This is a genomic window from Streptosporangium sp. CA-135522, assembly GCF_050949235.1.
Lineage (GTDB): Bacteria > Actinomycetota > Actinomycetes > Streptosporangiales > Streptosporangiaceae > Streptosporangium.
In genome coordinates this window covers 1196360-1221079 of sequence record NZ_CP192026.1, presented here as the reverse complement: position 1 = coordinate 1221079, position 24720 = coordinate 1196360, and the positions used below count along the sequence as shown (strand labels likewise).

The window sequence follows — 24720 nt, the reverse complement described above, 5'->3', positions numbered from 1 at the left end:
GGTCGAGTCCGCCACCAAGGAGCGGACTCTTGCAAGACCTTTTTTCCGTGACTAGCCCTGACGCTGCTTGTGGCGCAGGTTGTCGCAGATCACCATGACGCGACCGTGCCGGCGAATCACCTTGCACTTGTCGCAGATCTTCTTGACGCTCGGCTTGACCTTCATAGTCCTTATTCGTCCCTCAGACGCTTACTTGTATCGGTAGACGATCCGCCCACGACTGAGGTCGTAGGGGCTCAGTTCGACGACAACCCTGTCGTCAGGAAGGATCCGGATGTAGTGCATCCGCATCCGCCCGCTGATGTGGGCCAGGACCTTATGGCCGTTATCGAGCTGCACCCGGAACATCGCGTTCGGGAGCGACTCAACCACAGTGCCCTCGATCTCGATGGCGCCGTCTTTCTTGGCCATGTCCCTCGCGTTTCACTGATCGGTCGTCTGAGGCTTCGGAACACTAAGCAGCCGCGACCCAGCGCTTCGATGAGAGCGGCGGTTGCGACACCGCCGATGCGCAATGGTCATAGTGAACCGAAGAAGGAGTGTACGGCACCGGGCGAGGAAATGCGAAACACACGGCCGGCGCATTGACACAACCGCTACTCAGGATACCCCAGATCCACGACGAGATATCCGTCACCGTACACGGCCTGAACGATGACGTTGTCCTCACGGGAACGTATGGCCTGGTCGAAGCCGCCGCCGCAGGCCACCGGTCGACGTCCCTCACTCCCCCGGTACGGCGACGCCGCGGACCGCCGCGAACGCGAGGGCCCGGCCGCACCCGCGGGAGACCGACAGGGCGGAGGGATGATCCGGCCGCGCCCGCGGGAGACCGACAGGGCGGAGGGGTGGTCCGTGCCCGCCCGGAACGCGGCCCCGCCGATGGGCAGCATAAACCGTCCCGGCCGGGCACGGAGGTCTAGTGATCGGCTCGCTTACGGCGTTCGCGCGCCAGCACGAAGCTCGCGCCCAGGACCGTCACGGTCGCGCTCAACGCCCCGAAGAGCCAGGCGGTGCGCGTGGTGTGGTCGGCGACGGTCATCGCGACCCCACCGCCACCGGTGTTCGGGGTGCCGGTCGGATGGGCCTCGCCCACGACGAAGGTGCCGTTGTACGGCCCGCCCCGGACGCAGCGGATCGTGATGGCGTAGGTGCCGGGTGCGGCGTGCGGGCTGATCCGGGCGGCGCCCTGCATGGCGTGAGCGCGATGGCTGAGCCGTGCCGAGGTGGCGCTGAACGCCGCCGAGTAGGCGGTCGCCGGAACACCGCACGAGTCCGCGGTGATGCTGACGCTCTGTCCCGGCCGGACGGTCGACGGTGTGACGTTCACATCGTCGACACCGCTCATGCCACTTGTGAACAGGACGGCCAGCACGCTGCCCGCCATGACTGCGGCCGTCACCACGGGGTCTTGCCCGAGGCCCATCGCCCACCCCCACCTCATGGCCTGCCCCGACAACGATCACTTACCCCGTCTCGTCCGGGCCAACTGTCACGGGCGGTAAAGCTCTGACACAACGCGAAAAACCCTCCGATGACCATGCCATCGGAGGGTTCACGCGGTCGGCGTTCCTAGAACGCGTCGCCCCAGCCGCCGCAGTCGTCGAACTTGTCGCGGCCCTCGCAGACACGGATCTTGAAGTCGTCGAAGCCGCCGCTTCTCCTGAATCCGCCGTAGCCGGCGAAGCGCTGGTGTCCGAAAGTCTTGAACACCTTGGTGTGGTAGCCGGACCGGTCGTGCCACTTGAACCACACATAGCTGTACTCGCGGTCACGGTCACGGTCGAACAGGTCACCGAAGAACCAGTAGCGGCCGCCGTCCTTGTACCAGTAGCCCTTGAAATAGGACCGGTGACCGAAGTCCTCGCCGGCGCCGAACCCGGAATAATAGGGGCCGAAGAAGTGCTTGCTCGGGCCCTGCACCTGCTGGGCGGCGGACGCGCCGGCCGTCGCGGCCTGGGCGGGGGTCACGGCCAGACCGGCGGCGAGCGAACCGGCCAGAGCGGCACCGGTGAGAAGGGTACGGATCTTCCGCATGTCTTCCTCCTGAGAAGGGGTCCTGCTGTTCGGACACCGCTCACGTTAGGAAGATTGAACCCGGACTTCTGTGGAGGAATGCACACTCGACCCCGAGCGTGGACTATTACCGATTCCGGCTGTTGCCCAGGCCGGTGAGGAAGGTGGTGACCAGCAACATCACTCCCCACGGCCCCATCACCCACAGCGGCCAGGGGTAGGGGAAGTCGAAGCCGTCAGTCACGCCGAGGATGAGCCAGACCGCCCAGTTGATGCCGCTCGCCGCCGCCCAGGTGGCCCACATCGCCGTCAGGCCCTTGCGCTGTGTCTGCTGGACGTCGCGGCGCCCACGGCGCTCCCGGCGCTCTGGACGGCGGATCTGCGGCACTGACAGCTCGCGCAGGTCGACGTCGGGCAGGTCGGAGGTGAGCGTGGCCAGCTCGCCGTAGGTCTTGCTCGTGTAGAGCTGTTCCAGCCTCTCGTCGAACTCCTCGACGGTGAGGCGGCCCTGCGCGTAGTGCTCCCGCAGGACCGAGGCGACCTTGTCCCGGTCCCCGTCCGATGCCCGCATCTCCGGACCAGCCGCCATCATCAACCACATCCGCTCGCCGGCGGGCGGTGCTCACACCTTGCCCGCGTCTCCCAACAGGTCGGCAAGCCGCTCTTCTCCCCCGTCAAGCGCGGTCAGTACCCAAGGTCCATTATGTGTCACCGCGACGCTGTGTTCGAAGTGCGCCGAGGCCTTGCCGTCGACGGTGATGACGGTCCAGTCGTCCGACAGCACCTTGGTCCGGTCGGTGCCGAGGTTCACCATCGGCTCGACGGCGAAGCACATGCCCGGCTCGAAGCGCGGCCCCCGGCCGGGCTTGCCGTGGTTGGCGACCCACGGGTCCATGTGCATCTCGGTACCGATGCCGTGCCCGCCGTACTCCTGGGGGATGCCGTAGCGGCCCTGGGAGCGGACGTACTTCTCCACCTCGTGGCCGATGTCGGACAGGTGACGGCCGACGGTGAGCGCGGCGATACCCCGCCACATGGCCTCCTCGGTGACCCGCATCAGCTCGGTCAGCTTGGGGTCCACCTCGCCGACGGGAACCGTGATGGCCGAATCGCCGTGCCAGCCTTCGAGAATGGCGCCGCAGTCGATGGAGATGACGTCGCCTTCCTGCAGCGCACGCCTGTTGCTCGGGATGCCGTGGACGACCTCGTCGTTGACCGACGCGCAGATCGTGGCGGGGAACCCCTGGTATCCCTTGAAGGAGGGGATCGCTCCCTCGTCCCGGATCGCCTTTTCGGCGATCACGTCGAGATCCAGCGGGGTCATCCCCGGCCGGACGCTTTCACGGAGCAACTGCAACGTCCGGCCGACCACCAGACCCGCCGCCCGCATCTTCTCCAGTTGCTCAGGTGTCTTTACCTGAATTCCATGCTTGTGCTTCTTGAACACGTGCGCACCCCCTGGGGTGGTTCAACGGGCAATCCGGGAGCTCAATTCCCCCGATTGTGCCCTAAACGACAGCACGCCACCCATGGGAACCCATGGGTGGCGTGCTGAATGGATGCTCTTCTAGTCCGTGAAGGGGCCCAGGGCCTCCATCGCGCGCTGGGTGACCTCTTCCACCGGGCCGGTCGCGTCCACCCCGACCAGGATGCCCTCGTCGGCGTAGAAGGAGACCAGCGGAGCGGTCTGCTCCTGGTAGACCTCCAGCCGATGCCGGACGGTCTGCTCCTTGTCGTCGTCCCGCTGGTAAAGCCGCCCACCGCAGGCGTCGCAGACGTCGTCCTTCTTGTCGTCGAAGTCGACGTGCCAGATGCGGCCGCACTGGCTGCAGGTGCGGCGACCGGCCAGCCGGCGCACGACCTCGTCGTCGTCGACCACGAGCTCCAGGACGATGTCGAGAGCGACGCCGAACTCCGCGAGCATCTTCTTCAGGATCTCGGCCTGGGGCACGTTCCTGGGGAAGCCGTCGAGCAGGAAACCGTCCTGCGCGTCGCTCTCTGAGAGTCGGTCGCGGACCATCGCGATGGTGACCTCGTCGGGTACGAGGTCTCCGCGGTCCATGTATTCCTTGGCAAGCTTGCCGAGCTCCGTACCGCCCGAGACGTTGGCACGGAAGATGTCACCTGTCGAGATCTTCGGGATGGACAGGTTAGATGCGATGAACTGGGCCTGCGTCCCCTTACCCGCTCCGGGGGGCCCCACCAGGACGAGACGCACTACTTCAGGAAGCCTTCGTAATTGCGCTGCTGAAGCTGGCTCTCGATCTGCTTCACGGTGTCAAGGCCGACACCAACCATGATCAGAATGCTCGTCCCTCCGAACGGGAAGTTCTGACTCGCACCGACGACCGCCAGGGCGATGATCGGCACCATGGCGATCAGGCCCAGATAGAGCGCACCTGGAGCGGTGAGCCGCGTGAGCACGTAGTTCAAGTACTCAGCCGTCGGCCGGCCCGGGCGGATACCCGGGATGAACCCACCGTACTTCTTCATGTTGTCGGCGACTTCAACGGGGTTGAAGGTAATGGACACGTAGAAGTAGGTGAAGAAGACGATCAGCAGGAAGAAGGTGAGCATGTAGATCGGTGTGTCGCCCCTGACCAGGTTCTGCTGGATCCACTGGACGATCGCGCTGGGCTCCTGCTGGGAGTTACTGAAGAGCGTCGTGACCAGCTGCGGAAGGTAGAGCAGCGAGGAGGCGAAGATGACCGGGATGATGCCCGCCTGGTTGACCTTCAGCGGGATGTAGGTCGAGGTCCCGCCGTACATCCGGCGGCCGACCATGCGCTTGGCGTACTGCACCGGCACCCGGCGTTGGGCCTGCTCGACCATGACCACCAGCGCGATCATCGCGATACCTGTCACGATCACCACCGCGAAGACGAAGAAGCCCTTCGTCCGGGCGATGGTCAGCAGCTCGGCCGGGAAGACCGCGATGACCTGGGTGAAGATCAGGATGGACATGCCGTTGCCGACGCCGCGGTCGGTGACGAGCTCGCCCAGCCACATGATGACGGCGGTGCCGGCGGTCATCGTCAGCACCATCGTGACGATGGTGAAGACGTTGTCCTTGTCCAGCAGGATCTCCTCACGGCACTGCGGGAAGAGCTGCCCGGTGCGCGCGAGGGCGATGAAGGCGGTCGACTGGAGGATCGCCAGACCGATCGTCAGGTAACGCGTATACTGGGTGATCTTGGTCTGTCCGGCCTGGCCCTCCTTCTTGAGGGCTTCCAGGCGAGGGATCACCACCACCAGAAGCTGAAGGATGATGCTCGCGGTGATGTACGGCATGATGCCGAGCGCGAACACCGACAGCTTCAGCAAGGCGCCACCGCTGAACAGCTGCACCATGCCGTAGATGTTGCCGGCATCGCCGGACTGTGCCTGCTGGAGGCATCGGGCGATGTTTTCGTTATTGACACCCGGAGTCGGAAGAACCGAGCCGAGCCGGAACAGCGCGATGATGCCCAATGTGAAGAGCAACTTCTTGCGCAGGTCCGGCGTACGGAACGCTCGGGTAAACGCGGTCAGCACGGTCCCTCCTGCGCGCCTGAAAGGCGAGGTCGGTCAGCGATGGTTCGGGGGTGGTCCATCTTTGCTATCTCAAGTCAGCGAGCCCGCGGAAATGAGTTGAGGCCCACTATCCAGCGAACTCTAACGCACTACGGGCGCGGGGGCCCATTACGAGCCCCCGCGCCACGTCATTATGCCTACAGCTCGGAGACGGAGCCCCCGGCAGCCGCGATCTTCTCCTTGGCACTGGCGGAGAAGGCGTGCGCCTGCACGTTCAACGCCACGGAGATCTCGCCGGTTCCCAGAACCTTCACGAGCTGCCTCTTGCGGACCGCGCCCTTGGCGACCAGCGTCTCGACGGTGACGTCGCCACCCTCGGGGAACAGCTCGCCGAGCTTGTCCAGGTTGACGACCTGGTAGGTCGTCTTGAACAGGGCGTTGGAGAAGCCCTTCATCTTGGGCAGACGACGCTGGAGCGGAACCTGGCCACCCTCGAAGCCGAGGGGAACCTTGTTCCGGGCCGTCGTGCCCTTGGTGCCACGACCGGCGGTCTTGCCCTTGGACGCCTCGCCGCGGCCCTTGCGGACCTTCGACTTGTTGGCGCCGGGAGCCGGACGCAGGTGGTGGATACGGAGCGGACTGTTCTCTGCCATGTCTAGTCGACCTCTTCCACGGTGACGAGGTGCGTCACCACGGTGACCATGCCGCGGATCTCCGGGCGGTCCTCCTTGACGACGACATCGCCGATGCGCTTCAGACCGAGTGAACGCAGCGAGTCACGCTGGTTCTGCTTGCCACCGATCTTGGAACGAACCTGGGTGATCTTCAGGCGTGCCATCGGCTAGCTCACCGCCTTAGCCGCCGCGGCCTCCGCGATGCCCTCGGCGCGAGCCTTGAGCATGGCCTTGGGGGCGACATCCTCGATCGGCAGGCCACGACGGGCCGCGATCTCCTCGGGGCGGCTGAGGCCCTTCAGAGCGGCCACGGTGGCGTGCACGATGTTGATCGGGTTGTCCGAGCCGAGCGACTTGGACAGCACGTCGTGGATGCCGGCGCACTCCAGCACGGCGCGCACCGGGCCACCGGCGATGACGCCGGTACCGGGCGAGGCCGGACGGAGGAAGACGACACCCGCGGCCTCTTCACCCTGCACGATGTGCGGGATGGTGCCCTGGATGCGGGGCACCCGGAAGAAGTGCTTCTTGGCCTCTTCGACGCCCTTGGCGATGGCCGCGGGGACTTCCTTGGCCTTGCCGTAGCCGACGCCGACCATGCCGTTGCCGTCACCGACGATGACGAGGGCGGTGAAGCTGAAGCGACGACCACCCTTCACGACCTTGGCCACTCGGTTGATCTTTACGACGCGCTCGATGTACGAGACGCCCTTGTCAGCGTTGCCACCGCGGCGATCGTCACGACGACCGTCACGCCGCTCGCCACCGGCGGCGCCACCGCGACGCGGAGCTCCAGCCATCAGTGGTTCCTCTTCTCGTTGCTCTTGTTAGGACGGGCCATCAGAACTCCAGCCCGCCTTCGCGGGCGCTGTCCGCGAGGGCCGCGATGCGACCCGCGTAACGGTTTCCGCCACGGTCGAACACGACCGCGGAGATCCCGGCAGCCTTGGCCCGCTGAGCGAGAAGCTCGCCGACCTGCTTCGCCTTGTCGGTCTTCGCGCCGGAGTCGGCACGCAGGGAGGACTCCATGGTGGAGGCGCTCACCAGCGTGTGGCCCTGGGCGTCGTCGACGATCTGCACGAACAGGTGTCGCGTGGAGCGGTTGACGACCATGCGCGGACGCGCGGCCGTGCCGACCACCTTCTTGCGGACTCGGCCGTGGCGGCGGGCCCGCGAGACGGCGCGGGCGGCCGTGTGCTTGCCGAACGCAGTCTTGCCAGCCATGCCTACTTACCAGCCTTTCCGACCTTGCGGCGGATAACCTCGCCCTGGTAACGCACACCCTTGCCCTTGTACGGGTCGGGCTTGCGCAACTTGCGGATGTTCGCGGCGATCTCGCCGACCTTCTGCTTGTCGATGCCGTCCACGTGGAACAGGGTCGGCTTCTCAACGCGGAAGGTGACACCCTCGGGGGCGTCGACGATCACCGGGTGGCTGAAGCCGAGAGCGAACTCGAGCTGAGTCGGGCTCTTGGCCTGAACGCGGTAACCGACGCCCACGATCTCCAGGGTCTTGGAGTAACCCTGGGTCACACCGGTCACCATGTTGGCGATCAGCGTGCGGGACAGGCCGTGCAGCGCACGGACCTTGTTCTCGTCACTGGGACGAGAGACGGTGACGGTGCCGTCGTCGCCCTTGGCGACGTCGATCGGCTCCGCGACCGTGTGAGAGAGCGTGCCCTTGGGGCCCTTGACCGTGACATCCCGGCCGTCGATGGCGACGTCCACGCCGTTCGGTACAGGGATGGGCAGCCGTCCGATTCGTGACATGCTGTGATTTCTCCCTTCTACCAAACGAAGGCGAGGACTTCCCCGCCCACTCCACGCTTGCCGGCCTGCTTGTCGGTCATGAGGCCGCCGGACGTCGAGATGATCGCGACGCCCAGTCCACCCAGGACCCGGGGCAGGTTGTCCTTCTTCGCATAGACCCGCAGGCCGGGCTTGGAAACCCGGCGCAGGCCCGAGAGCGACCGCTCACGGCTCGGCCCGAACTTGAGCTCCACCACGAGGTTCTTTCCGACCTTGGCGTCCTCGACGCTCCAGGCCTGAATGTAACCCTCCTGCTGAAGGATCTCGGCGATGTGCGCCTTGATCTTCGAGTACGGCATGGCCACGGTGTCGTGGTACGCCGAGTTCGCGTTTCGCAGACGCGTGAGCATGTCTGCGATCGGGTCGGTCATCGTCATGGCCGGTGGCCTTCCTCACCGCGGTTTCCGCAAGGGACCTACGGTGCGGTCATGGGCGCTTGAGGCAGCGCCCGGTGAATACGACTATCTATGTGCGGCTGGGTACCGCGCGGTCCGGTGGCGTCCACCGGACCGCGCGGACTGCTACCAGCTGGACTTGGTGATGCCAGGCAGCTCGCCCCGGTGCGCCATCTCGCGGAAGCAGATGCGGCACAGGCCGAACTTCCTGTAGACGGCGCGGGGACGACCACAGCGCGAGCACCGAGTGTACGCCCGGACCTCGAACTTGGCCTTGCGAGCAGCCTTGACCTTGAGCGACGTCTTCGCCATGATCAGGCCTCCTTGAAGGGGAAACCGAGAAGCTTCAGCAGCGCCCGGCCCTGGTCGTCGGTCTTAGCGGTGGTCACGACCGTGATGTCCATACCACGCTGACGGTCGACCTTGTCCTGGTCGATCTCGTGGAACATGACCTGCTCGGTGAGACCGAAGGTGTAGTTGCCGTTGCCGTCGAACTGCTTGGGCGACAGGCCGCGGAAGTCACGGATACGCGGCAGCGCCAGCGACAGCAGCCGGTCCAGGAACTCCCACATGCGGTCGCCGCGGAGCGTGACGTGCGCACCGATCGGCATGCCCTCGCGCAGCTTGAACTGGGCGATGGACTTACGGGCCCGGACGACCGCCGGCTTCTGGCCGGTGATCACGGTGAGGTCACGGACGGCGCCGTCGATGAGCTTCGAGTCGCGCGCGGCCTCGCCGACACCCATGTTCACCTTGATCTTGGTGATCGTGGGGACCAGCATGATGTTCTCGAACCCGAACTGCTCGTTCAGCTTCGCGATGATCTCTTCGCGGTAGCGCTGCTTGAGCCGCGGAACGGGCCGCGTCTCGACGGACTCAGTGGTGTTGGCGGTCATCAGTTGTCCTCACCCGACTCGTCAGAGGCGGCCTTGGCCGACTCCTTCTTGGCAGGCTTCTCGTCATCCTTGAGCTTCTTGACGTTGCTCACGTGGATGGGAGCCTCCATGGTCTGCACGCCGCCGGTCTTGGCGCCACGCGGGCCCTGGTTGGTCTCCTTGGAGTGCTTCTTGATCATGTTGACGCCTTCGACCACCACGCGCTCCTCGCGCGGGAGGGCGGCGATCACACGACCCTTGGCACCCTTGTCCTTGCCGGCGATGACCTGAACCAGGTCACCCTTCTTCACATGAAGCTTCGGCATTTACAACACCTCCGGCGCGAGCGAGATGATGCGCATGAACTTCTTGTCACGCAGCTCACGTCCGACGGGGCCGAAGATACGCGTGCCACGAGGGTCACCGCTGTCCTTGATGATGACGGCGGCGTTCTCGTCGAAGCGGATGTAGGAGCCGTCGGGCCGGCGGCGCTCCTTGACAGTACGGACGATGACCGCCTTGACGACGTCGCCCTTCTTCACGGTGCCGCCAGGAATGGCGTCCTTGACCGTGGCGACGATGATGTCGCCGATTCCCGCGTAGCGCCGACCCGAGCCACCGAGCACACGGATGCAAAGAACTTCCTTCGCACCCGTGTTGTCGGCGACCTTGAGTCGCGACTCCTGCTGGATCACTTGAACTCCTGTTTGTCTCGCTGGTTCTCACCCGGTGGTGAGCCTTGCGGAACTGATGTGGTCTTGTTCCTCCGGCGACAGTCCTGCCTGGTCGAGCCCGCCCTGCCCGGCACTGTCGCGGTACGGCTTGCGCCCCCCGCCGTGCCGGCCGGACCTGCTCTCCCGCGAACCGCACGTCGCAGGCGGGGCGGAGATCAACTCCACCCCCTTGGACACCAGCATGGGGGGTGACCGGGTCACCCCCCACGAGGCGCGTTTCTTACTTGGCCTTCTCGAGAATCTCGATGACCCGCCAGCGCTTGCTGGCCGACAGCGGCCGGGTCTCCATCAGGAGAACGCGGTCGCCGACGCCGCAGGCGTTGGCCTCGTCGTGCGCCTTGTACTTGGTCGTCCGACGGATGACCTTGCCGTACAAGGGGTGCTTGACGCGGTCTTCGACAGCGACGACGACAGTCTTGTCCATCTTGTCGCTGACGACCAGACCCTCGCGGGTCTTGCGGTAGTTCCGCGTCTCGGTTGTGCTCTCAGCTGTCTCAGCCATCGATCGACTCCTTCTCAACCGTAACAATGCCGAGCTCCCGCTCGCGCATCACGGTGTAGATACGGGCGATCTCGCGGCGGACGGCACGCAACCGCCCGTGGCTCTCCAACTGGCCGGTTGCGGCCTGGAAGCGGAGGTTGAACAGCTCCTCCTTGGCTTCCTTCAGCTTCTGAACCAGGGTGTCCTGGTCCTCCACCCGCAGCTCACCGGCGGTCAGGCCCTTAGCCATCACGCCTCACCCACTTCACGCTTAACGAACCGGCACTTCATCGGGAGCTTGTGCATCGCACGACGCAGGGCTTCGCGAGCCACCGGCTCGGCGACACCCGACAGCTCGAACATGACGCGACCGGGCTTGACGTTGGCGATCCACCACTCCGGCGAACCCTTACCGGAACCCATGCGGGTCTCGGCCGGCTTCTTGGTGAGGGGACGGTCCGGGTAGATGTTGATCCAGACCTTGCCGCCACGCTTGATGTGACGAGTCATGGCGATACGAGCCGACTCGATCTGGCGGTTGGTCACATAGGAGTGCTCAAGCGCCTGAATGCCGAACTCGCCGAACACGACCCTGGTGCCACCCTTGGCGGCGCCGTGACGGTCGGGCCGGTGCTGCTTGCGGTGCTTGACCCTGCGCGGGATCAGCATGGTCAGCTCCCTTCAGCACCCGGCTGCGCAGCCGGGCCGGTCTCGGGGGCAGCCTGCGAGGCCGCCTCGTTCCTGGGGGCACGGTCGCCACGAGCGGCACCGCCACGACGGGGGCGGTCGCCACCGGCGCCACCACCACGACGGGGACGGTCGCCACCGGCACCGGGGCCGCGACGGTCGTCACGGTCCCGACGTTGGCCCGCACGAGCACCGGCGGCGGCCGCCTCACGCTCGGCGCGGCTGGTCGGAGCCTCACCCTTGTAGATCCACACCTTCACACCGATACGGCCGAAGGTGGTACGGGCCTCGTAGAGGCCGTAGTCGATGTCGGCGCGGAGCGTGTGCAGGGGCACGCGGCCCTCGCGGTAGAACTCCGAACGGGACATCTCGGCGCCGCCCAGACGACCGGAGCACTGCACCCGGATGCCCTTGGCGCCGCTCTTCATGGCCGACTGCATCGCCTTGCGCATGGCGCGACGGAACGAGACACGGCTGGACAGCTGCTCGGCCACACCCTGAGCGACGAGCTGCGCGTCGATCTCGGGGTTCTTGACCTCGAGGATGTTCAGCTGGACCTGCTTCTTGGTCAGCTTCTCGAGGTCACCGCGGATCCGGTCGGCCTCGGCGCCGCGGCGGCCGATGACGATGCCCGGACGGGCGGTGTGAATGTCGACCTGAACCCGGTCGGTGGTCCGCTCGATCTCCACCTTGGAGATGCCGGCCCGCTCCATGCCCTTCTTGAGCATGCGGCGGATCGCCACATCCTCGGCAACGTACGACTTGTAGAGCTTGTCGGCATACCACCGGCTCTTGAAGTCGGTCGTGATGCCGAGGCGGAACCCGTGCGGGTTAACCTTCTGACCCACTAGCGGGTCCTCCCCTTCGGCTCGCGGGACTCCACGATCACGGTGATGTGGCTGGTCCGCTTGTTGATCCGATAGGCACGACCCTGAGCGCGGGGACGGAACCGCTTCAGCGTCGGGCCCTCATCGACCCACGCACGGCTCACGAAGAGCGTGTCGCGGTCGAGTTTGAAGTTGTGCTCCGCGTTGGCAATGGCGCTGGACAGCACCTTGTACACGGTCTCGCTCGCCGACTGGGGAGCGAACTGCAGCACGGCCTGCGCCTCCGAAGCGGGCAGCCCGCGAATGAGGTCCACCACACGGCGGGCCTTCATGGGCGTGTGGCGCGCGAACCGCACCTGAGCCCTGGCTTCCATCGCTTACTCCTCTTAACCTTCTGCTTCGTATGGTCGAGTCCATCTCGCCTCGCAACGATCGGTACAGCTGCCGCTGCCCGGCCGTTCCCGGCTCGACTTTCTCTCCCTAAGGCGCTTACCGCCGGCTGCGGCGGTCTTCCTTGACGTGGCTGCGGAACGTCCGCGTCGGCGCGAACTCACCGAGCTTGTGGCCGATCATCGACTCGGTGACGAACACCGGGACGTGCTTGCGGCCGTCGTGTACGGCGATCGTGTGACCGAGCATGTCGGGCACGATCATGGAGCGCCGCGACCACGTCTTGATGACGTTCTTGGTGCCCTTCTCGTTCTGGACATCCACCTTCTTCTGAAGGTGGTCGTCCACGAAGGGACCCTTCTTAAGGCTACGTGGCATTTTGGCTGCTCCTACCGCTTCTTCCGCTTGGTACGACGGCGGATGATCAGCCGGTCGCTGGCCTTGTTCGCCGCACGAGTACGACCCTCGGGCTTGCCCTTGGGGTTGACGGGGTGACGACCGCCGGAGGTCTTACCCTCACCACCACCGTGCGGGTGGTCGACCGGGTTCATCGCGACACCGCGGACGGTGGGGCGCTTGCCCTTCCACCGCATACGGCCGGCCTTGCCCCAGTTGATGTTGGCCTGCTCGGCGTTGCCGACCTGGCCGATGGAGGCCCGGCAGCGAACGTCGACCTGGCGCATTTCGCCGGAGGGCATACGCAGCGTGGCGTACTGGCCCTCCTTGGCGAGCAGCTGGATCTGCGCACCGGCGGACCGGCCCAGCTTGGCGCCACCACCCGGACGGAGCTCCACCGCGTGGATGAAGGTACCGGTCGGGATGTTGCGCAGCGGGAGGCAGTTACCCGGCTTGATGTCGGCCGTGGGGCCGTTCTCGATCAGGTCGCCCTGCTTGAGGCCGGTCGGGCAGAGGATGTAGCGCTTCTCCCCGTCGGCGTAGTGCAGCAGAGCGATGCGGGACGTGCGGTTCGGGTCGTACTCGATGTGAGCGACCTTCGCCGGGATCCCGTCCTTGTCGTGGCGCCGGAAGTCGATGATCCGGTAAGCACGCTTGTGCCCGCCACCCTGGTGGCGGGTGGTGACCCGGCCGTGGACGTTACGGCCACCCTTGCTGTGCAGGGGTGCAAGCAGCGACTTCTCGGGCGTGCTGCGCGTGATCTCGGCAAAGTCCGAGACGCTGGCGCCGCGTCGACCCGGGGTCGTCGGCTTGAGTTTACGGATGCCCATCTTTTTCGTTCATCCTTCGTCGGTTAATCCGGGAGAATGCCCCTCGCCTCACAGCGAGGGGCGTTCACCCTGTACTTACTGAGCGAGCGGGTCAGCCGACCTGGCCGAAAATGTCGATCCGGTCGCCTTCGACCAGGCTCACGATCGCGCGCTTGGTGCTGGGGCGCTGGCCGTAGCCGGCCTTGGTCCGCTTGCGCTTGCCCTGGCGGTTGATGGTGTTGACGCTGGCCACCTTGACGCCGAAGATCTGCTCGATGGCGATCTTGACCTGCGTCTTGTTGGCCGTCTTCCGCACCAGGAACGTGTACTTGTTGTGCTCGTCGATCAGGCCGTAGCTCTTCTCGGACACAACCGGCTTGATGATGATGTCGCGCGGGTCGGCGATCTTCTCCATCAGGCGTCTTCCTTCCCGCTCTTGCTCAGACGCGTGACGACCTGGTCGTACGCCTCCTGAGTGAAAACGACGTCGTCGTAGCAGAGCACGTCGTAGGTGTTCAGCTGTCCGGCGTCCAGCAGGTGGACCTCGGGAGCGTTGCGCAGGCTCAGCCAGGTGAGCTCGTCACCCTCATCGACGACCATCAGGACGCTACGAGTGTCGGTGATCTTCCGCAGCGACTCGAGAGCCGCCTTGGTCTTGGGGGTCTCCCCCTCGATCAGAGCGCTGACCACGTGGATCCGGCCGCCGGCCGCCCGGTCGGAGAGGGCGCCACGCAGGGCGGCGGCCTTCATCTTCTTGGGGGTCTTCTGGGAGTAGTCCCGGGGAAGCGGGCCGTGGACGATGCCACCGCCGGCGAACTGCGGGGCGCGGGTCGAACCCTGACGGGCGCGGCCGGTGCCCTTCTGGCGGTACGGCTTCTTGCCGCCTCCGCTGACCTCACCACGGGTCTTGGCCTTGTGGGTGCCCTGCCGGCGAGCGGCGAGCTGGGCCACGACGACCTGGTGGATCAGCGGAATGTTGACCTTGGCGCCGAAAATGTCGCCGGGCAGGTCGACGGTGCCGGTCTTCGCCCCGCTCACGTCGAGGACGTCAATGGTGCTCACTTGGCAGCCCCCTTCTTGGCAGCGGTACGGACGAGAACCAGGCTGCCGTTGGCGCCGGGAATCGCACCCTTGATCAGGATGAGACCCTTCTCGGCGTCCACGGCGTGAACCTTGAGGCTCTGGATGGTGGTACGGACGTTACCCATCCGACCGGCCATGCGCAGGCCCTTGAAGACGCGGCCCGGGGTGGCGCAGCCACCGATGGAACCCGGCGAACGGTGCTTGCGCTGGGTACCGTGCGAGGCGCTCAGGCCCTTGAAGCCGTGGCGCTTCATGACACCGGCGAAACCCTTGCCCTTGCTCTTGCCCGTCACGTCGACGAACTGGCCGGCCTCGAAGGTGTCGGCGAGGAGCTCCTGGCCCAGGGTGTAGTCGCTCGCGTCGTCGGTACGGATCTCCGTGAAGTAGCGGCGCGGGGTGATGTCGTGCTTGCGCAGGTAGTCGCCGAGCGGCTTGTTGACCTTCCGCGGGTCGACCTGCCCGAAGCCGAGCTGTACGGCGGAGTAGCCGTCCTTCTCGGGGGTGCGGACGCGGGTCACGACGCACGGACCAGCCTCGACGACGGTCACCGGGACCATCCGGTTGTCCGCGTCGAAGACCTGGGTCATGCCGAGCTTCTTGCCCAGGACGCCCTTGATCTGCTTAGCCATGTCAGTGCGTTCCCTCAGAGCTTGATCGAGATGTCAACGCCGGCGGGGAGGTCGAGTCGCATGAGCGAGTCGACCGTCTTCGGCGTCGGGTCGATGATGTCAATCAGCCGCTTGTGCGTGCGCATCTCAAAGTGCTCGCGGCTGTCCTTGTATTTGTGCGGCGAGCGGATGACGCAGTACACGTTCTTCTCGGTCGGCAGCGGCACCGGGCCCGCGACCTTAGCGCCAGTCCTCGTCACCGTCTCGACGATCTTCTTGGCCGAGCTATCGATGACCTCGTGGTCATAGGCCTTGAGCCGGATGCGGATCTTCTGTCCCGCCATAATGGCCTCGGTGTCCTTCGCTGTCGTCTGAAAAAGTTACGTGCGGCCTGTTGCCGCTATGTGATGGTCGAGGCCGTCGCACCGTTCGCAGGCGCGCCTTCCTCTTCCGTGCCCCACGTAGCAGACACTGTCGATCTGCGCTTTCTTCCGTGATCTGGCAGTTACTTCGGTCACTTCGCGGCCGAACCAACTGCGAGATCACGGTTCGTGGGGGTCTGCCGGAGACGCATGCCGTACGGCATGAGCCCCCTCGTGGTGTGGCGGCCGACCCTGCGATGAGGGCCGGCCGCCACCCCGCGATGTACTACTTGATGATCTTGGTCACTCGACCCGCACCGACGGTGCGGCCACCCTCACGGATGGCGAACTTGAGACCGTCCTCCATCGCGATGGGCTGGATCAGCGAGACGGACATCTCGGTGTTGTCACCGGGCATGACCATCTCGGTGCCCTCGGGCAGGTTCACAACACCGGTCACGTCAGTCGTACGGAAGTAGAACTGCGGACGGTAGTTGTTGAAGAACGGGGTGTGGCGACCGCCCTCGTCCTTCGACAGGATGTAGACCTGAGCCTCGAACTCGGTGTGCGGGGTGGTCGTGCCCGGCTTGATGATGCACTGGCCGCGCTCGACGTCCTCACGCTTGATACCGCGCAGGAGCAGACCCACGTTGTCGCCCGCCTGGCCCTCGTCGAGGAGCTTGCGGAACATCTCGACACCGGTGACCGTGGTGGTGGTCTTGGTGTCCTTGATGCCGATGATGTCGACGGTCTCGTTGACCTTGACGATGCCGCGCTCGATACGACCGGTGACAACGGTGCCACGACCGGTGATCGAGAAGACGTCCTCGATCGGCATGAGGAACGGCTTGTCGGTCTCACGGGCCGGCTGCGGGACGTTCTCGTCCACAGCGGTCATGAGCTCGATGATGCTGTCGCCCCACTTCTCGTCGCCCTCGAGCGCCTTCAGCGCCGAGACGCGGACGACGGGCAGGTCGTCGCCGGGGAACTCCTGGGCCGAGAGAAGCTCACGGACCTCGAGCTCGACGAGCTCCAGGATCTCCTCGTCGTCCACCATGTCGGCCTTGTTCAGGGCGACAACGATGTAGGGGACGCCGACCTGGCGGGCCAGGAGGACGTGCTCCTTCGTCTGCGGCATCGGACCGTCGGTGGCGGCGACCACGAGGATCGCGCCGTCCATCTGAGCCGCACCAGTGATCATGTTCTTCACGTAGTCGGCGTGACCGGGGCAGTCCACGTGAGCGTAGTGGCGCTGCTCGGTCTGGTACTCGACGTGCGCGATGGAGATCGTGATACCACGAGCCTTCTCCTCGGGCGCCTTGTCGATCTTGTCGAACGGGGTCGCCTCGTTGAGGTTCGGGTAACGCTCGTGGAGCACCTTGGTGATCGCCGCGGTCAGAGTGGTCTTGCCGTGGTCGATGTGTCCAATGGTGCCGATGTTTACGTGCGGCTTGGTCCGCTCGAACTTGGCCTTGGCCACTGCTCTGTCTCCTTAGAGATTCTGACTTGACTTGCGTCTTCGTACTCGGGCTTGGGGAGGCCGGTCCCTCTCAGGACCGGCCGACGAGAAGCTACTCGCCCCGCACCCCCTCGGTGGCGGGGCGACGATCTCCTCGCCTCCCGCACCGAAACGGATGCCGGACTTACTCGCCCCGCACCTTCGCGACGATCTCCTTGGCGATGTGCGCAGGCACTTCCGCATAGGAGTCGAACTGCATGCTGTAGCTCGCGCGTCCCTGCGTCTTGCTACGGAGGTCTCCCACGTAGCCGAACATCTCAGAGAGCGGCACGAGCGCCTTGACGATGCGGGCGCCGGAGCGCTCGTCCATCGCCTGGATCTGTCCACGCCGACCGTTGAGGTCGCCGATGACGTCACCCATGTAGTCCTCGGGCGTGGTGACCTCGACGGCCATCATCGGCTCCAGGATTACTGCGTCCGCCTTGCGCGCGGCCTCCTTGAAGGCCATCGAGCCAGCGATCTTGAAGGCCATTTCGGACGAGTCCACCTCGTGGTAGGCGCCGTCCTGCAGGGTGACCTTGACCCCGACCATGGGGTAGCCGGCGAGAACACCGAACTCGGCGGCCTCCTGGGCACCCGCGTCGACCGACGGGATGTACTCCCGCGGGATGCGGCCACCGGAGACCTTGTTGGAGAACTCGTAGCCGTCGTTGCCGTCGCCCAGCGGCTCAAGGTCGATGATGACCTTGGCGAACTGGCCGGAGCCACCGGTCTGCTTCTTGTGGACGTAGTCGACCTTCTCCACCTTGCGGCGGATGGTCTCGCGGTACGCCACCTGCGGACGGCCGATGTTGGCCTCGACCTTGAACTCGCGGCGCATCCGGTCGACGAGGATCTCCAGGTGGAGCTCGCCCATACCCCAGATGACCGTCTGCCCGGTCTCCTCGTCACGCCGGACCTGGAAGGACGGGTCCTCCTCGGCCAGACGCTGGATCGCGGTGCCCAGCTTCTCCTGGTCACCCTTGGTCTTGGGCTCGATGGCGACGCTGATGACCGGCGCCGGGAAGTTCATCGACTCCAGGACCACGGGGTGAGCCGGGTCGGACAGGGTGTCACCGGTGGTGGTGTCCTTCAGGCCCATGACGGCGACGATCTGACCGGCGACGGCCGACGGGCGCTCCTCGCGCTTGTTGGCGTGCATCTGGTAGATCTTGCCGATCCGCTCCTTGCGGCCCTTCACCGAGTTGACCACGGCGGTGCCGGTCTCGAGCGTGCCCGAGTAGATGCGGATGTAGGTGAGACGGCCCAGGTGCTGGTCGCTCATGATCTTGAAGGCCAGCGCGGAGAACGGCTCAGTCACGTCCGCGTGACGCTCGATGATCTCCTCTTCCTTGCCGACCGCGTGGCCCTTGAAGGCCGGGATGTCGATCGGGGCGGGAAGGTAGGCGACGATCGCGTCGAGCAGGGGCTGGACGCCCTTGTTCTTGAACGCGGTGCCGGTCAGGACCGGGTTGATGGCGCTGGCCAGCGTGGCGCGGCGGATGGCCGCGACCAGCTGCTCCTCGGTGGGCTCGACGCCCTCCAGGAAGAGCTCCATCAGCTCGTCGTCGTTCTCGGAGACCGTCTCGACGAGCTTGTCACGCCACTCGCGGGCGGTCTCGGCGTGCTCGGCCGGGATGTCCACGGTCTCGTACATCTCGCCCTTGGCCGCCTCGGCGCTCCAGAGCAGGCCCTTCATCTTGACCAGGTCGATGACGCCCTTGAAGTCGGCCTCGACGCCCCAGGGAAGCTGGATGACGGCGGGGGTCGCGTTCAGGCGGCTGATCATCATGTCGACGCAGCGGTGGAACTCCGCGCCGACCCGGTCCATCTTGTTGACGAAGCAGATGCGGGGCACGTCGTAGCGGTCGGCCTGACGCCACACCGTCTCGGACTGCGGCTCGACACCGGCCACGCCGTCGAACACGGCGACGGCACCGTCGAGGACGCGGAGCGAGCGCTCCACCTCGATCGTGAAGTCCACGTGACCCGGCGTGTCGATGATGTTGATCGTGTGGCCGAGCCACTCGCAGGTGGTAGCAGCGGAGGTGATGGTGATACCACGCTCCTGCTCCTGCTCCATCCAGTCCATCGTGGCTGCGCCCTCGTGGACTTCACCGATCTTGTAGTTGATACCGGTGTAGAACAGGATGCGCTCGGTCGTCGTGGTCTTGCCCGCGTCGATGTGGGCCATGATCCCGATGTTGCGGACCTTGGCCAGGTCAAGAGCGGTCGTGGTGGCCACTTCTCTCGCGTCCTCGTCGTCTCGTCGAACCCGCTGTTACCAGCGGTAGTGGGCGAAGGCCTTGTTGGACTCGGCCATCTTGTGGGTGTCCTCGCGCTTCTTGACACTGGCGCCGAGGCCATTGCTGGCGTCGAGCAGTTCGTTCATGAGGCGCTCGGTCATGGTCTTCTCGCGGCGGGCGCGGGAGTACTGCACCAGCCAGCGCAGGGCCAGGGTGGTGCTGCGCGCGGCGCGCACCTCGACCGGGACCTGGTAGGTCGCGCCACCGACACGGCGGCTGCGGACCTCAAGGGTGGGCTTGACGTTGTCCAGCGCGCGCTTCAGGGTGACGACCGGGTCGTTGCCGGTCTTCTCCTTGGCACCCTCAAGGGCGCCGTAGACGATGGACTGCGCGATGGAGCGCTTGCCGTCCAGGAGCACCTTGTTGATGAGCGCGGTGACCAGCGGCGAGTTGTGGACCGGGTCAGCCATGAGCTGACGACGGCCAGGAGAACCCTTGCGAGGCATTCTTACTTCTCCTTCTTCGCGCCGTAACGGCTACGGGCCTGCTTGCGGTTGCGAACACCCTGGGTGTCCAGCGAGCCACGGATGATCTTGTAGCGAACACCCGGCAGGTCCTTCACACGACCGCCACGGACGAGCACGATGGAGTGCTCCTGGAGGTTGTGACCGACACCCGGGATGTAGGCCGTGACCTCGATGCCGTTGGTGAGCCGGACACGCGCGACCTTGCGGAGGGCGGAGTTCGGCTTCTTGGGGGTCGTGGTGTAAACGCGCATGCAGGTGCCGCGTCGCTGGGGGCTGGCCTTGAGCGCCGGGGTCTTGGTCTTGGTGACCTTATCCTGGCGGCCCTTGCGGACCAGCTGCTGAATCGTAGGCACCGCGTCTCCGTTCGTGCTTGCCGGTGATTCGAATGTTGTGCTTTTTGCAGGCACTGCCGGTGTCATGACCTGCGATTTTTCCGTCCACTCCGACCCACGCGGTCGGGCGTGTCGCGCATGAATCGCGCCACATTCCCAGCTAGGCCGGCCCAGTGGAGGAGGCCATGCGCCGCCTCTGCCGACTCCCTGACGGGAAACCTGTCGACGCGCACGCATGAGAACCCATGAAGCCATGGGCACGAAGGGAAAGACTACCTAGTCCAACGCAACACGTCAAAACGGTTGCGCCCGTCGGGCACCGTCATGAGCCGCTGCATTCGTGTCCTGGCTCCCGCGATCGGTTTCCGGCCGACCGCTGCTGGGTCCGTAACGAGTTTACCGTCCGCAGAGGACTTCTCTGGCCGTTCTCCTCGTTACGGCACGGCTTTCACCGCAACATTCCGGTCAAGAAGATCCACCGCGTCCGGAGCCGGACAGACGACGGCGCCCGGTTCCCCACCTCGGGGAACCGGGCGCCGCCGGTGATCACTTAGCGGTTGTACTGACCGAAGTCGTACTCCTCCAGCGGCACGGCCTCACCGGAGCCCGAACCGAAGGTGTAGTCCGCGGCGGAGCCGTCGTAGCCGCCGACCGTGTACATCGCGGCCTTGGCCTCCTCGGTGGGCTCGACCCGGATGTTGCGGTACTGCGGCATGCCGGTACCGGCCGGGATGAGCTTTCCGATGATGACGTTCTCCTTGAGACCGAGCAGCGAGTCCGACTTGGCGTGGATCGCCGCGTCGGTGAGCACCCGGGTGGTCTCCTGGAAGGACGCCGCCGACAGCCAGGACTCGGTGGCGAGCGAGGCCTTGGTGATACCCATCAGCACCGGACGACCCGAGGCCGGCGTACCGCCCTCGGCCACGCACTCGCGGTTGATCCGCTCGAAGCGCGGCCGCTCGACGAGCTCACCGGGCAGCATGTCGGCATCGCCCGACTCCAGCACGTTCACGCGCTTGAGCATCTGCCGGACGATGATCTCGATGTGCTTGTCGTGGATCGACACACCCTGCGAGCGGTAGACCTGCTGAACCTCGGCCACCAGGTGCAGCTGCACGGCCCGCGGGCCGAGGATGCGCAGCACCTCGTTGGGGTTGACGGCACCGGCGATCAGCTGCTGGCCGACCGTGACGCGCTGACCGTCGGAGACCAGCAGACGCGACCGCATGGACACCGGGTAGGCGACCTCTTCCGAACCGTCGTCCGGAACGATCACGATCTTGCGGGTCTTGTCGGTCTCGTCGATGCGGACCCGGCCCTCGGCCTCGCTGATCGGGGCGACGCCCTTGGGGACGCGCGCCTCGAAGAGCTCCTGGACACGGGGCAGGCCGTGGGTGATGTCCGCACCCGCCACACCACCGGTGTGGAAGGTACGCATCGTCAGCTGGGTGCCGGGCTCACCGATCGACTGGGCGGCGATGATGCCGACCGCCTCGCCGACGTCCACCAGCTTGCCGGTCGCGAGCGAACGGCCGTAGCAGGTGGCGCAGACACCGATCTTGGCCTCGCAGACGAGGGCGCTGCGGGTCCTGACGGTCTCCACCCCGGCCTCGACCAGCGCGGTGACGTGGATGTCGTTGATGTCGACACCCGCGGACGCGATGACCTTGCCGTCCACCTCGACGTCCTCGGCCAGGATGCGGCCGTGCACGTTGCTCTCGGCGTTCTCCGCCTTGACCAGGTTGCCCTGGGAGTCACGCTCGCCGACGTGCAGCGGGACCCCGCGGTCGGTGCCGCAGTCGATCTCGCGGACGATGACGTCCTGCGCGACGTCCACCAGACGACGGGTCAGGTAACCCGAGTCGGCGGTCCGCAGCGCGGTGTCGGCCAGACCCTTCCGCTGTCCGTGGGTGGAGATGAAGTACTCCAGCACCGACAGGCCCTCGCGGAACGAGGCCTTGATCGGACGCGGGATCGTCTCACCCTTGGTGTTGGACACCAGACCGCGGATACCGGAGATCTGCCGGACCTGCATCAGGTTTCCTCGGGCGCCCGACTGGACCATCATCCAGACCGGGTTGGTCTTCGGGAACGCCTTCTGCATGTCGTCGGTCACGTCACTGGTCGCGTGCGTCCAGATCTCGATGAGCTCCTGACGGCGCTCCTCGTCCGTGATGAGACCGCGCTCGTACTCCCGCTGGACCTTGTCGGCCCTGCGCTCGTACGTCTCCATGATCGTGGCCTTGTTGGGCGGCGAGATGACGTCCTCGATGGAGATCGTCACACCGGCCCGGGTCGCCCAGTAGAAACCGGCGTCCTTGAGCGCGTCGAGCGCGGCCGCGACCTCGACCTTGGGGTACTTCTCGGCCAGCTCGTTGACGATGGCCGACAGCTGCTTCTTGCCGACCTGCGAGTTCACGTACGGATAGTTCGCCGGCAGCGTCTGGTTGAACAGGCAGCGGCCGAGCGTGGTCTCCAGGCGGTAGCCGTCACCCGGCTCCCAGCCTTCGGGAGCCGTCCAGCCGCGGGGCGGCGGGACCTCACCCTTCAACCGGATCTGGATCTTGGCCTGGATGTCCAGCTCGCGCCGGTCGTAGGCCATGAGCGCCTCGGACACCGAGCCGAAGACGCGACCCTGACCGGGCGCGTTCTCGTCGTCGTCCTTGAGGGTGGTCAGCGAGTAGAGACCGATGATCATGTCCTGGGTGGGCATGGTCACCGGCTTACCGTCGGCCGGCTTCAGGATGTTGTTGGTGGACAGCATCAGGATGCGGGCCTCGGCCTGCGCCTCGGCCGACAGCGGCAGGTGCACGGCCATCTGGTCACCGTCGAAGTCCGCGTTGAACGCGGTGCAGACGAGCGGGTGGATCTGGATGGCCTTGCCCTCGACCAGCTGCGGCTCGAAGGCCTGGATGCCCAGGCGGTGCAGGGTGGGCGCGCGGTTGAGCAGCACGGGGTGCTCGGTGATGACCTCTTCGAGGACGTCCCACACGACCGGACGGGCACGCTCGACCATCCGCTTGGCCGACTTGATGTTCTGCGCGTGGTTCAGGTCGACCAGGCGCTTCATCACGAACGGCTTGAACAGCTCCAGCGCCATCTGCTTGGGCAGGCCGCACTGGTGCAGCTTCAGCTGCGGGCCGACGACGATGACCGAACGGCCGGAGTAGTCGACTCGCTTGCCCAGCAGGTTCTGGCGGAACCGGCCCTGCTTGCCCTTCAGCATGTCGCTGAGGGACTTCAGGGGGCGGTTGCCGGGGCCGGTGACCGGACGACCGCGGCGGCCGTTGTCGAACAGCGCGTCGACGGCCTCCTGCAGCATCCGCTTCTCGTTGTTCACGATGATCTCGGGCGCGCCGAGGTCAAGGAGACGCTTGAGACGGTTGTTGCGGTTGATCACGCGGCGGTACAGGTCGTTCAGGTCCGAGGTCGCGAACCGGCCACCGTCGAGCTGCACCATCGGGCGCAGGTCCGGCGGGATGACCGGGATGCAGTCCAGGACCATGCCGTTGGGCGAGTTGCGCGTGTTCAGGAACGCGGACACGACCTTGAGACGCTTGAGCGCGCGGGCCTTCTTCTGGCCCTTGCCGCTGCGGATCGTCTCGCGCAGGTTCTCGGCCTCGAGGTCGAGGTCGAAGTTGGTCAGACGCTCCTGGATGGCCTGGGCGCCCATGCCACCGCGGAAGTAGCGGCCGAAACGGTCGCGCATCTCGCGGTAGAGCAGCTCGTCGCCCTCAAGGTCCTGGACCTTGAGGTTCTTGAAGCGGCTCCAGACCTCGTCCAGACGGTCCAGCTCGCGCTGGGCCCGGTCACGGAGCTGGCGCATCTCGCGCTCGGCGCCCTCGCGGACCTTGCGGCGCTGGTCGCCCTTGGCGCCGGCGGCCTCCAGCTCGGCCAGGTCGTTCTCGAGCTTCTTCTGGCGGGCCTCGATGTCGGCGTCCCGACGCTGCTCGACGTGCTGCCGCTCGACGGAGATCTTCGCCTCGAGCGAGGGCAGGTCACGCTCACGCATTTCCTTGTCGACATGCGTGATCATGTAGGCCGCGAAGTAGATGACCTTCTCGAGGTCCTTCGGAGCCAGGTCGAGCAGGTATCCCAGACGGGACGGGACACCCTTGAAGTACCAGATGTGCGTGACCGGCGCGGCCAGCTCGATGTGGCCCATCCGCTCACGACGCACCTTGGCGCGAGTCACCTCGACACCGCAGCGCTCACAGATGATGCCCTTGAAGCGGACGCGCTTGTACTTACCGCAGTAGCACTCCCAGTCCCGGGTCGGACCGAAGATCTTCTCGCAGAAGAGTCCGTCCTTCTCGGGCTTGAGGGTCCGGTAGTTGATGGTCTCGGGCTTCTTCACCTCGCCGTGCGACCACTGGCGGATATCGTCAGCCGTCGCGAGGCCGATCCGAAGCTCGTCGAAGAAGTTGACGTCCAGCACTTGTATTCCCCTCCTCAGCTT

35 protein-coding genes are annotated in these 24720 nt (G+C 65.7%); all 35 read right to left on the bottom strand.

What is annotated here, in order from left to right; all coding sequences use genetic code 11:
* Nucleotides 1-51: 51 nt before the first annotated feature.
* Nucleotides 52-165 (bottom strand): 50S ribosomal protein L36, encoded by a 114-nt coding sequence (gene rpmJ, locus ACQPYK_RS06125; RefSeq protein ID WP_003956441.1) that lies wholly within the window; start codon nt 163-165, stop codon nt 52-54.
* A 24-nt stretch (nt 166-189) separates the two neighbouring features.
* Nucleotides 190-411 carry a translation initiation factor IF-1 gene (infA, locus tag ACQPYK_RS06120; RefSeq protein WP_012887858.1) on the bottom strand — a complete coding sequence of 74 codons (222 nt, stop codon included), beginning with the start codon at nt 409-411 and terminating at the stop codon, nt 190-192.
* Nucleotides 412-919: 508 nt separating this feature from the next.
* A complete protein-coding gene (locus ACQPYK_RS06115; protein WP_433251497.1) occupies nt 920-1426 on the bottom strand; it encodes a hypothetical protein in 507 nt (168 codons plus the stop codon).
* 146 nt (nt 1427-1572) lie between these two features.
* Nucleotides 1573-2037 carry a hypothetical protein gene (locus ACQPYK_RS06110; protein ID WP_433251494.1) on the bottom strand — a complete coding sequence of 155 codons (465 nt, stop codon included), beginning with the start codon at nt 2035-2037 and terminating at the stop codon, nt 1573-1575.
* Between the two features lie 106 nt (nt 2038-2143).
* Nucleotides 2144-2587 carry a DUF1707 SHOCT-like domain-containing protein gene (locus ACQPYK_RS06105; protein WP_433251491.1) on the bottom strand — a complete coding sequence of 148 codons (444 nt, stop codon included), beginning with the start codon at nt 2585-2587 and terminating at the stop codon, nt 2144-2146.
* A gap of 51 nt (nt 2588-2638) precedes the next feature.
* A complete protein-coding gene (map, locus tag ACQPYK_RS06100; RefSeq protein ID WP_433251488.1) occupies nt 2639-3463 on the bottom strand; it encodes a type I methionyl aminopeptidase in 825 nt (274 codons plus the stop codon).
* A 120-nt stretch (nt 3464-3583) separates the two neighbouring features.
* Nucleotides 3584-4234, bottom strand: coding sequence for an adenylate kinase (locus tag ACQPYK_RS06095; RefSeq protein ID WP_433251485.1), 651 nt, complete (start codon nt 4232-4234; stop codon nt 3584-3586).
* Nucleotides 4234-5550: a preprotein translocase subunit SecY gene (secY, locus tag ACQPYK_RS06090; protein WP_433251482.1), complete on the bottom strand. Its 1317-nt coding sequence runs from the start codon at nt 5548-5550 to the stop codon at nt 4234-4236. Before secY ends, ACQPYK_RS06095 begins: the two co-directional genes overlap by 1 nt.
* 176 nt (nt 5551-5726) lie before the next feature.
* Nucleotides 5727-6182, bottom strand: a complete 456-nt coding sequence (gene rplO / locus ACQPYK_RS06085; protein WP_306859603.1) for a 50S ribosomal protein L15 — start codon at nt 6180-6182, stop codon at nt 5727-5729.
* Between the two features lie 2 nt (nt 6183-6184).
* Entirely contained in the window at nt 6185-6367 is a 183-nt protein-coding gene (gene rpmD / locus ACQPYK_RS06080; protein WP_012887849.1) for a 50S ribosomal protein L30, read from the bottom strand.
* Nucleotides 6368-6370: 3 nt separating this feature from the next.
* The gene (rpsE, locus tag ACQPYK_RS06075; RefSeq protein WP_012887848.1) at nt 6371-7003 is read right to left on the bottom strand and encodes a 30S ribosomal protein S5; all 633 of its coding nucleotides are present in this window, start codon (nt 7001-7003) and stop codon (nt 6371-6373) included.
* 40 nt (nt 7004-7043) lie between these two features.
* Nucleotides 7044-7427, bottom strand: coding sequence for a 50S ribosomal protein L18 (gene rplR / locus ACQPYK_RS06070; RefSeq protein WP_433251477.1), 384 nt, complete (start codon nt 7425-7427; stop codon nt 7044-7046).
* 2 nt (nt 7428-7429) lie between these two features.
* Nucleotides 7430-7972 carry a 50S ribosomal protein L6 gene (rplF, locus tag ACQPYK_RS06065; RefSeq protein ID WP_433251474.1) on the bottom strand — a complete coding sequence of 181 codons (543 nt, stop codon included), beginning with the start codon at nt 7970-7972 and terminating at the stop codon, nt 7430-7432.
* 17 nt (nt 7973-7989) lie between these two features.
* Nucleotides 7990-8388 carry a 30S ribosomal protein S8 gene (gene rpsH / locus ACQPYK_RS06060; RefSeq protein ID WP_355594192.1) on the bottom strand — a complete coding sequence of 133 codons (399 nt, stop codon included), beginning with the start codon at nt 8386-8388 and terminating at the stop codon, nt 7990-7992.
* A gap of 144 nt (nt 8389-8532) precedes the next feature.
* Nucleotides 8533-8718: a type Z 30S ribosomal protein S14 gene (locus tag ACQPYK_RS06055; RefSeq protein ID WP_012887844.1), complete on the bottom strand. Its 186-nt coding sequence runs from the start codon at nt 8716-8718 to the stop codon at nt 8533-8535.
* Nucleotides 8719-8720: 2 nt separating this feature from the next.
* Nucleotides 8721-9302, bottom strand: coding sequence for a 50S ribosomal protein L5 (gene rplE, locus ACQPYK_RS06050; RefSeq protein ID WP_433251470.1), 582 nt, complete (start codon nt 9300-9302; stop codon nt 8721-8723).
* Nucleotides 9302-9607, bottom strand: coding sequence for a 50S ribosomal protein L24 (rplX, locus tag ACQPYK_RS06045; RefSeq protein WP_306859613.1), 306 nt, complete (start codon nt 9605-9607; stop codon nt 9302-9304). The genes rplE and rplX overlap by 1 nt, the downstream gene beginning before the upstream one ends.
* On the bottom strand, nt 9608-9976 hold the full coding sequence (rplN, locus tag ACQPYK_RS06040) for a 50S ribosomal protein L14 (RefSeq protein WP_012887841.1): 369 nt from the start codon (nt 9974-9976) through the stop codon (nt 9608-9610).
* A 27-nt stretch (nt 9977-10003) separates the two neighbouring features.
* Complete coding sequence (locus ACQPYK_RS06035) at nt 10004-10198, bottom strand: hypothetical protein (protein ID WP_433251466.1); 195 nt, start codon at nt 10196-10198, stop codon at nt 10004-10006.
* A 37-nt stretch (nt 10199-10235) separates the two neighbouring features.
* Entirely contained in the window at nt 10236-10517 is a 282-nt protein-coding gene (rpsQ, locus tag ACQPYK_RS06030; protein ID WP_012887840.1) for a 30S ribosomal protein S17, read from the bottom strand.
* Nucleotides 10510-10746 (bottom strand): 50S ribosomal protein L29, encoded by a 237-nt coding sequence (rpmC, locus tag ACQPYK_RS06025; RefSeq protein WP_012887839.1) that lies wholly within the window; start codon nt 10744-10746, stop codon nt 10510-10512. The genes rpsQ and rpmC overlap by 8 nt, the downstream gene beginning before the upstream one ends.
* Nucleotides 10746-11165, bottom strand: coding sequence for a 50S ribosomal protein L16 (gene rplP, locus ACQPYK_RS06020; protein WP_012887838.1), 420 nt, complete (start codon nt 11163-11165; stop codon nt 10746-10748). The genes rpmC and rplP overlap by 1 nt, the downstream gene beginning before the upstream one ends.
* A 2-nt stretch (nt 11166-11167) precedes the next feature.
* Nucleotides 11168-12031, bottom strand: coding sequence for a 30S ribosomal protein S3 (rpsC, locus tag ACQPYK_RS06015; RefSeq protein ID WP_433251461.1), 864 nt, complete (start codon nt 12029-12031; stop codon nt 11168-11170).
* A complete protein-coding gene (gene rplV, locus ACQPYK_RS06010) occupies nt 12031-12384 on the bottom strand; it encodes a 50S ribosomal protein L22 (protein ID WP_012887836.1) in 354 nt (117 codons plus the stop codon). Before rplV ends, rpsC begins: the two co-directional genes overlap by 1 nt.
* A 115-nt stretch (nt 12385-12499) precedes the next feature.
* Nucleotides 12500-12778 carry a 30S ribosomal protein S19 gene (gene rpsS, locus ACQPYK_RS06005; protein WP_012887835.1) on the bottom strand — a complete coding sequence of 93 codons (279 nt, stop codon included), beginning with the start codon at nt 12776-12778 and terminating at the stop codon, nt 12500-12502.
* Nucleotides 12779-12789: 11 nt separating this feature from the next.
* Nucleotides 12790-13626: a 50S ribosomal protein L2 gene (gene rplB, locus ACQPYK_RS06000; protein ID WP_433251456.1), complete on the bottom strand. Its 837-nt coding sequence runs from the start codon at nt 13624-13626 to the stop codon at nt 12790-12792.
* 91 nt (nt 13627-13717) lie between these two features.
* Nucleotides 13718-14020, bottom strand: coding sequence for a 50S ribosomal protein L23 (gene rplW, locus ACQPYK_RS05995; protein WP_433251453.1), 303 nt, complete (start codon nt 14018-14020; stop codon nt 13718-13720).
* The gene (rplD, locus tag ACQPYK_RS05990; protein ID WP_433251450.1) at nt 14020-14667 is read right to left on the bottom strand and encodes a 50S ribosomal protein L4; all 648 of its coding nucleotides are present in this window, start codon (nt 14665-14667) and stop codon (nt 14020-14022) included. Before rplD ends, rplW begins: the two co-directional genes overlap by 1 nt.
* Complete coding sequence (gene rplC, locus ACQPYK_RS05985) at nt 14664-15317, bottom strand: 50S ribosomal protein L3 (protein ID WP_400703728.1); 654 nt, start codon at nt 15315-15317, stop codon at nt 14664-14666. The genes rplD and rplC overlap by 4 nt, the downstream gene beginning before the upstream one ends.
* Nucleotides 15318-15331: 14 nt before the next feature.
* Nucleotides 15332-15640, bottom strand: a complete 309-nt coding sequence (gene rpsJ, locus ACQPYK_RS05980; RefSeq protein ID WP_012887830.1) for a 30S ribosomal protein S10 — start codon at nt 15638-15640, stop codon at nt 15332-15334.
* Nucleotides 15641-15944: 304 nt separating this feature from the next.
* Nucleotides 15945-17138, bottom strand: a complete 1194-nt coding sequence (gene tuf / locus ACQPYK_RS05975; RefSeq protein WP_012887829.1) for an elongation factor Tu — start codon at nt 17136-17138, stop codon at nt 15945-15947.
* Nucleotides 17139-17301: 163 nt separating this feature from the next.
* Entirely contained in the window at nt 17302-19350 is a 2049-nt protein-coding gene (fusA, locus tag ACQPYK_RS05970) for an elongation factor G (RefSeq protein ID WP_433258705.1), read from the bottom strand.
* 87 nt (nt 19351-19437) lie between these two features.
* On the bottom strand, nt 19438-19908 hold the full coding sequence (gene rpsG, locus ACQPYK_RS05965) for a 30S ribosomal protein S7 (protein ID WP_012887827.1): 471 nt from the start codon (nt 19906-19908) through the stop codon (nt 19438-19440).
* Between the two features lie 2 nt (nt 19909-19910).
* Entirely contained in the window at nt 19911-20282 is a 372-nt protein-coding gene (rpsL, locus tag ACQPYK_RS05960) for a 30S ribosomal protein S12 (protein ID WP_012887826.1), read from the bottom strand.
* A gap of 529 nt (nt 20283-20811) precedes the next feature.
* Entirely contained in the window at nt 20812-24699 is a 3888-nt protein-coding gene (locus ACQPYK_RS05955) for a DNA-directed RNA polymerase subunit beta' (RefSeq protein WP_433251445.1), read from the bottom strand.
* Nucleotides 24700-24720 lie beyond the last annotated feature (21 nt).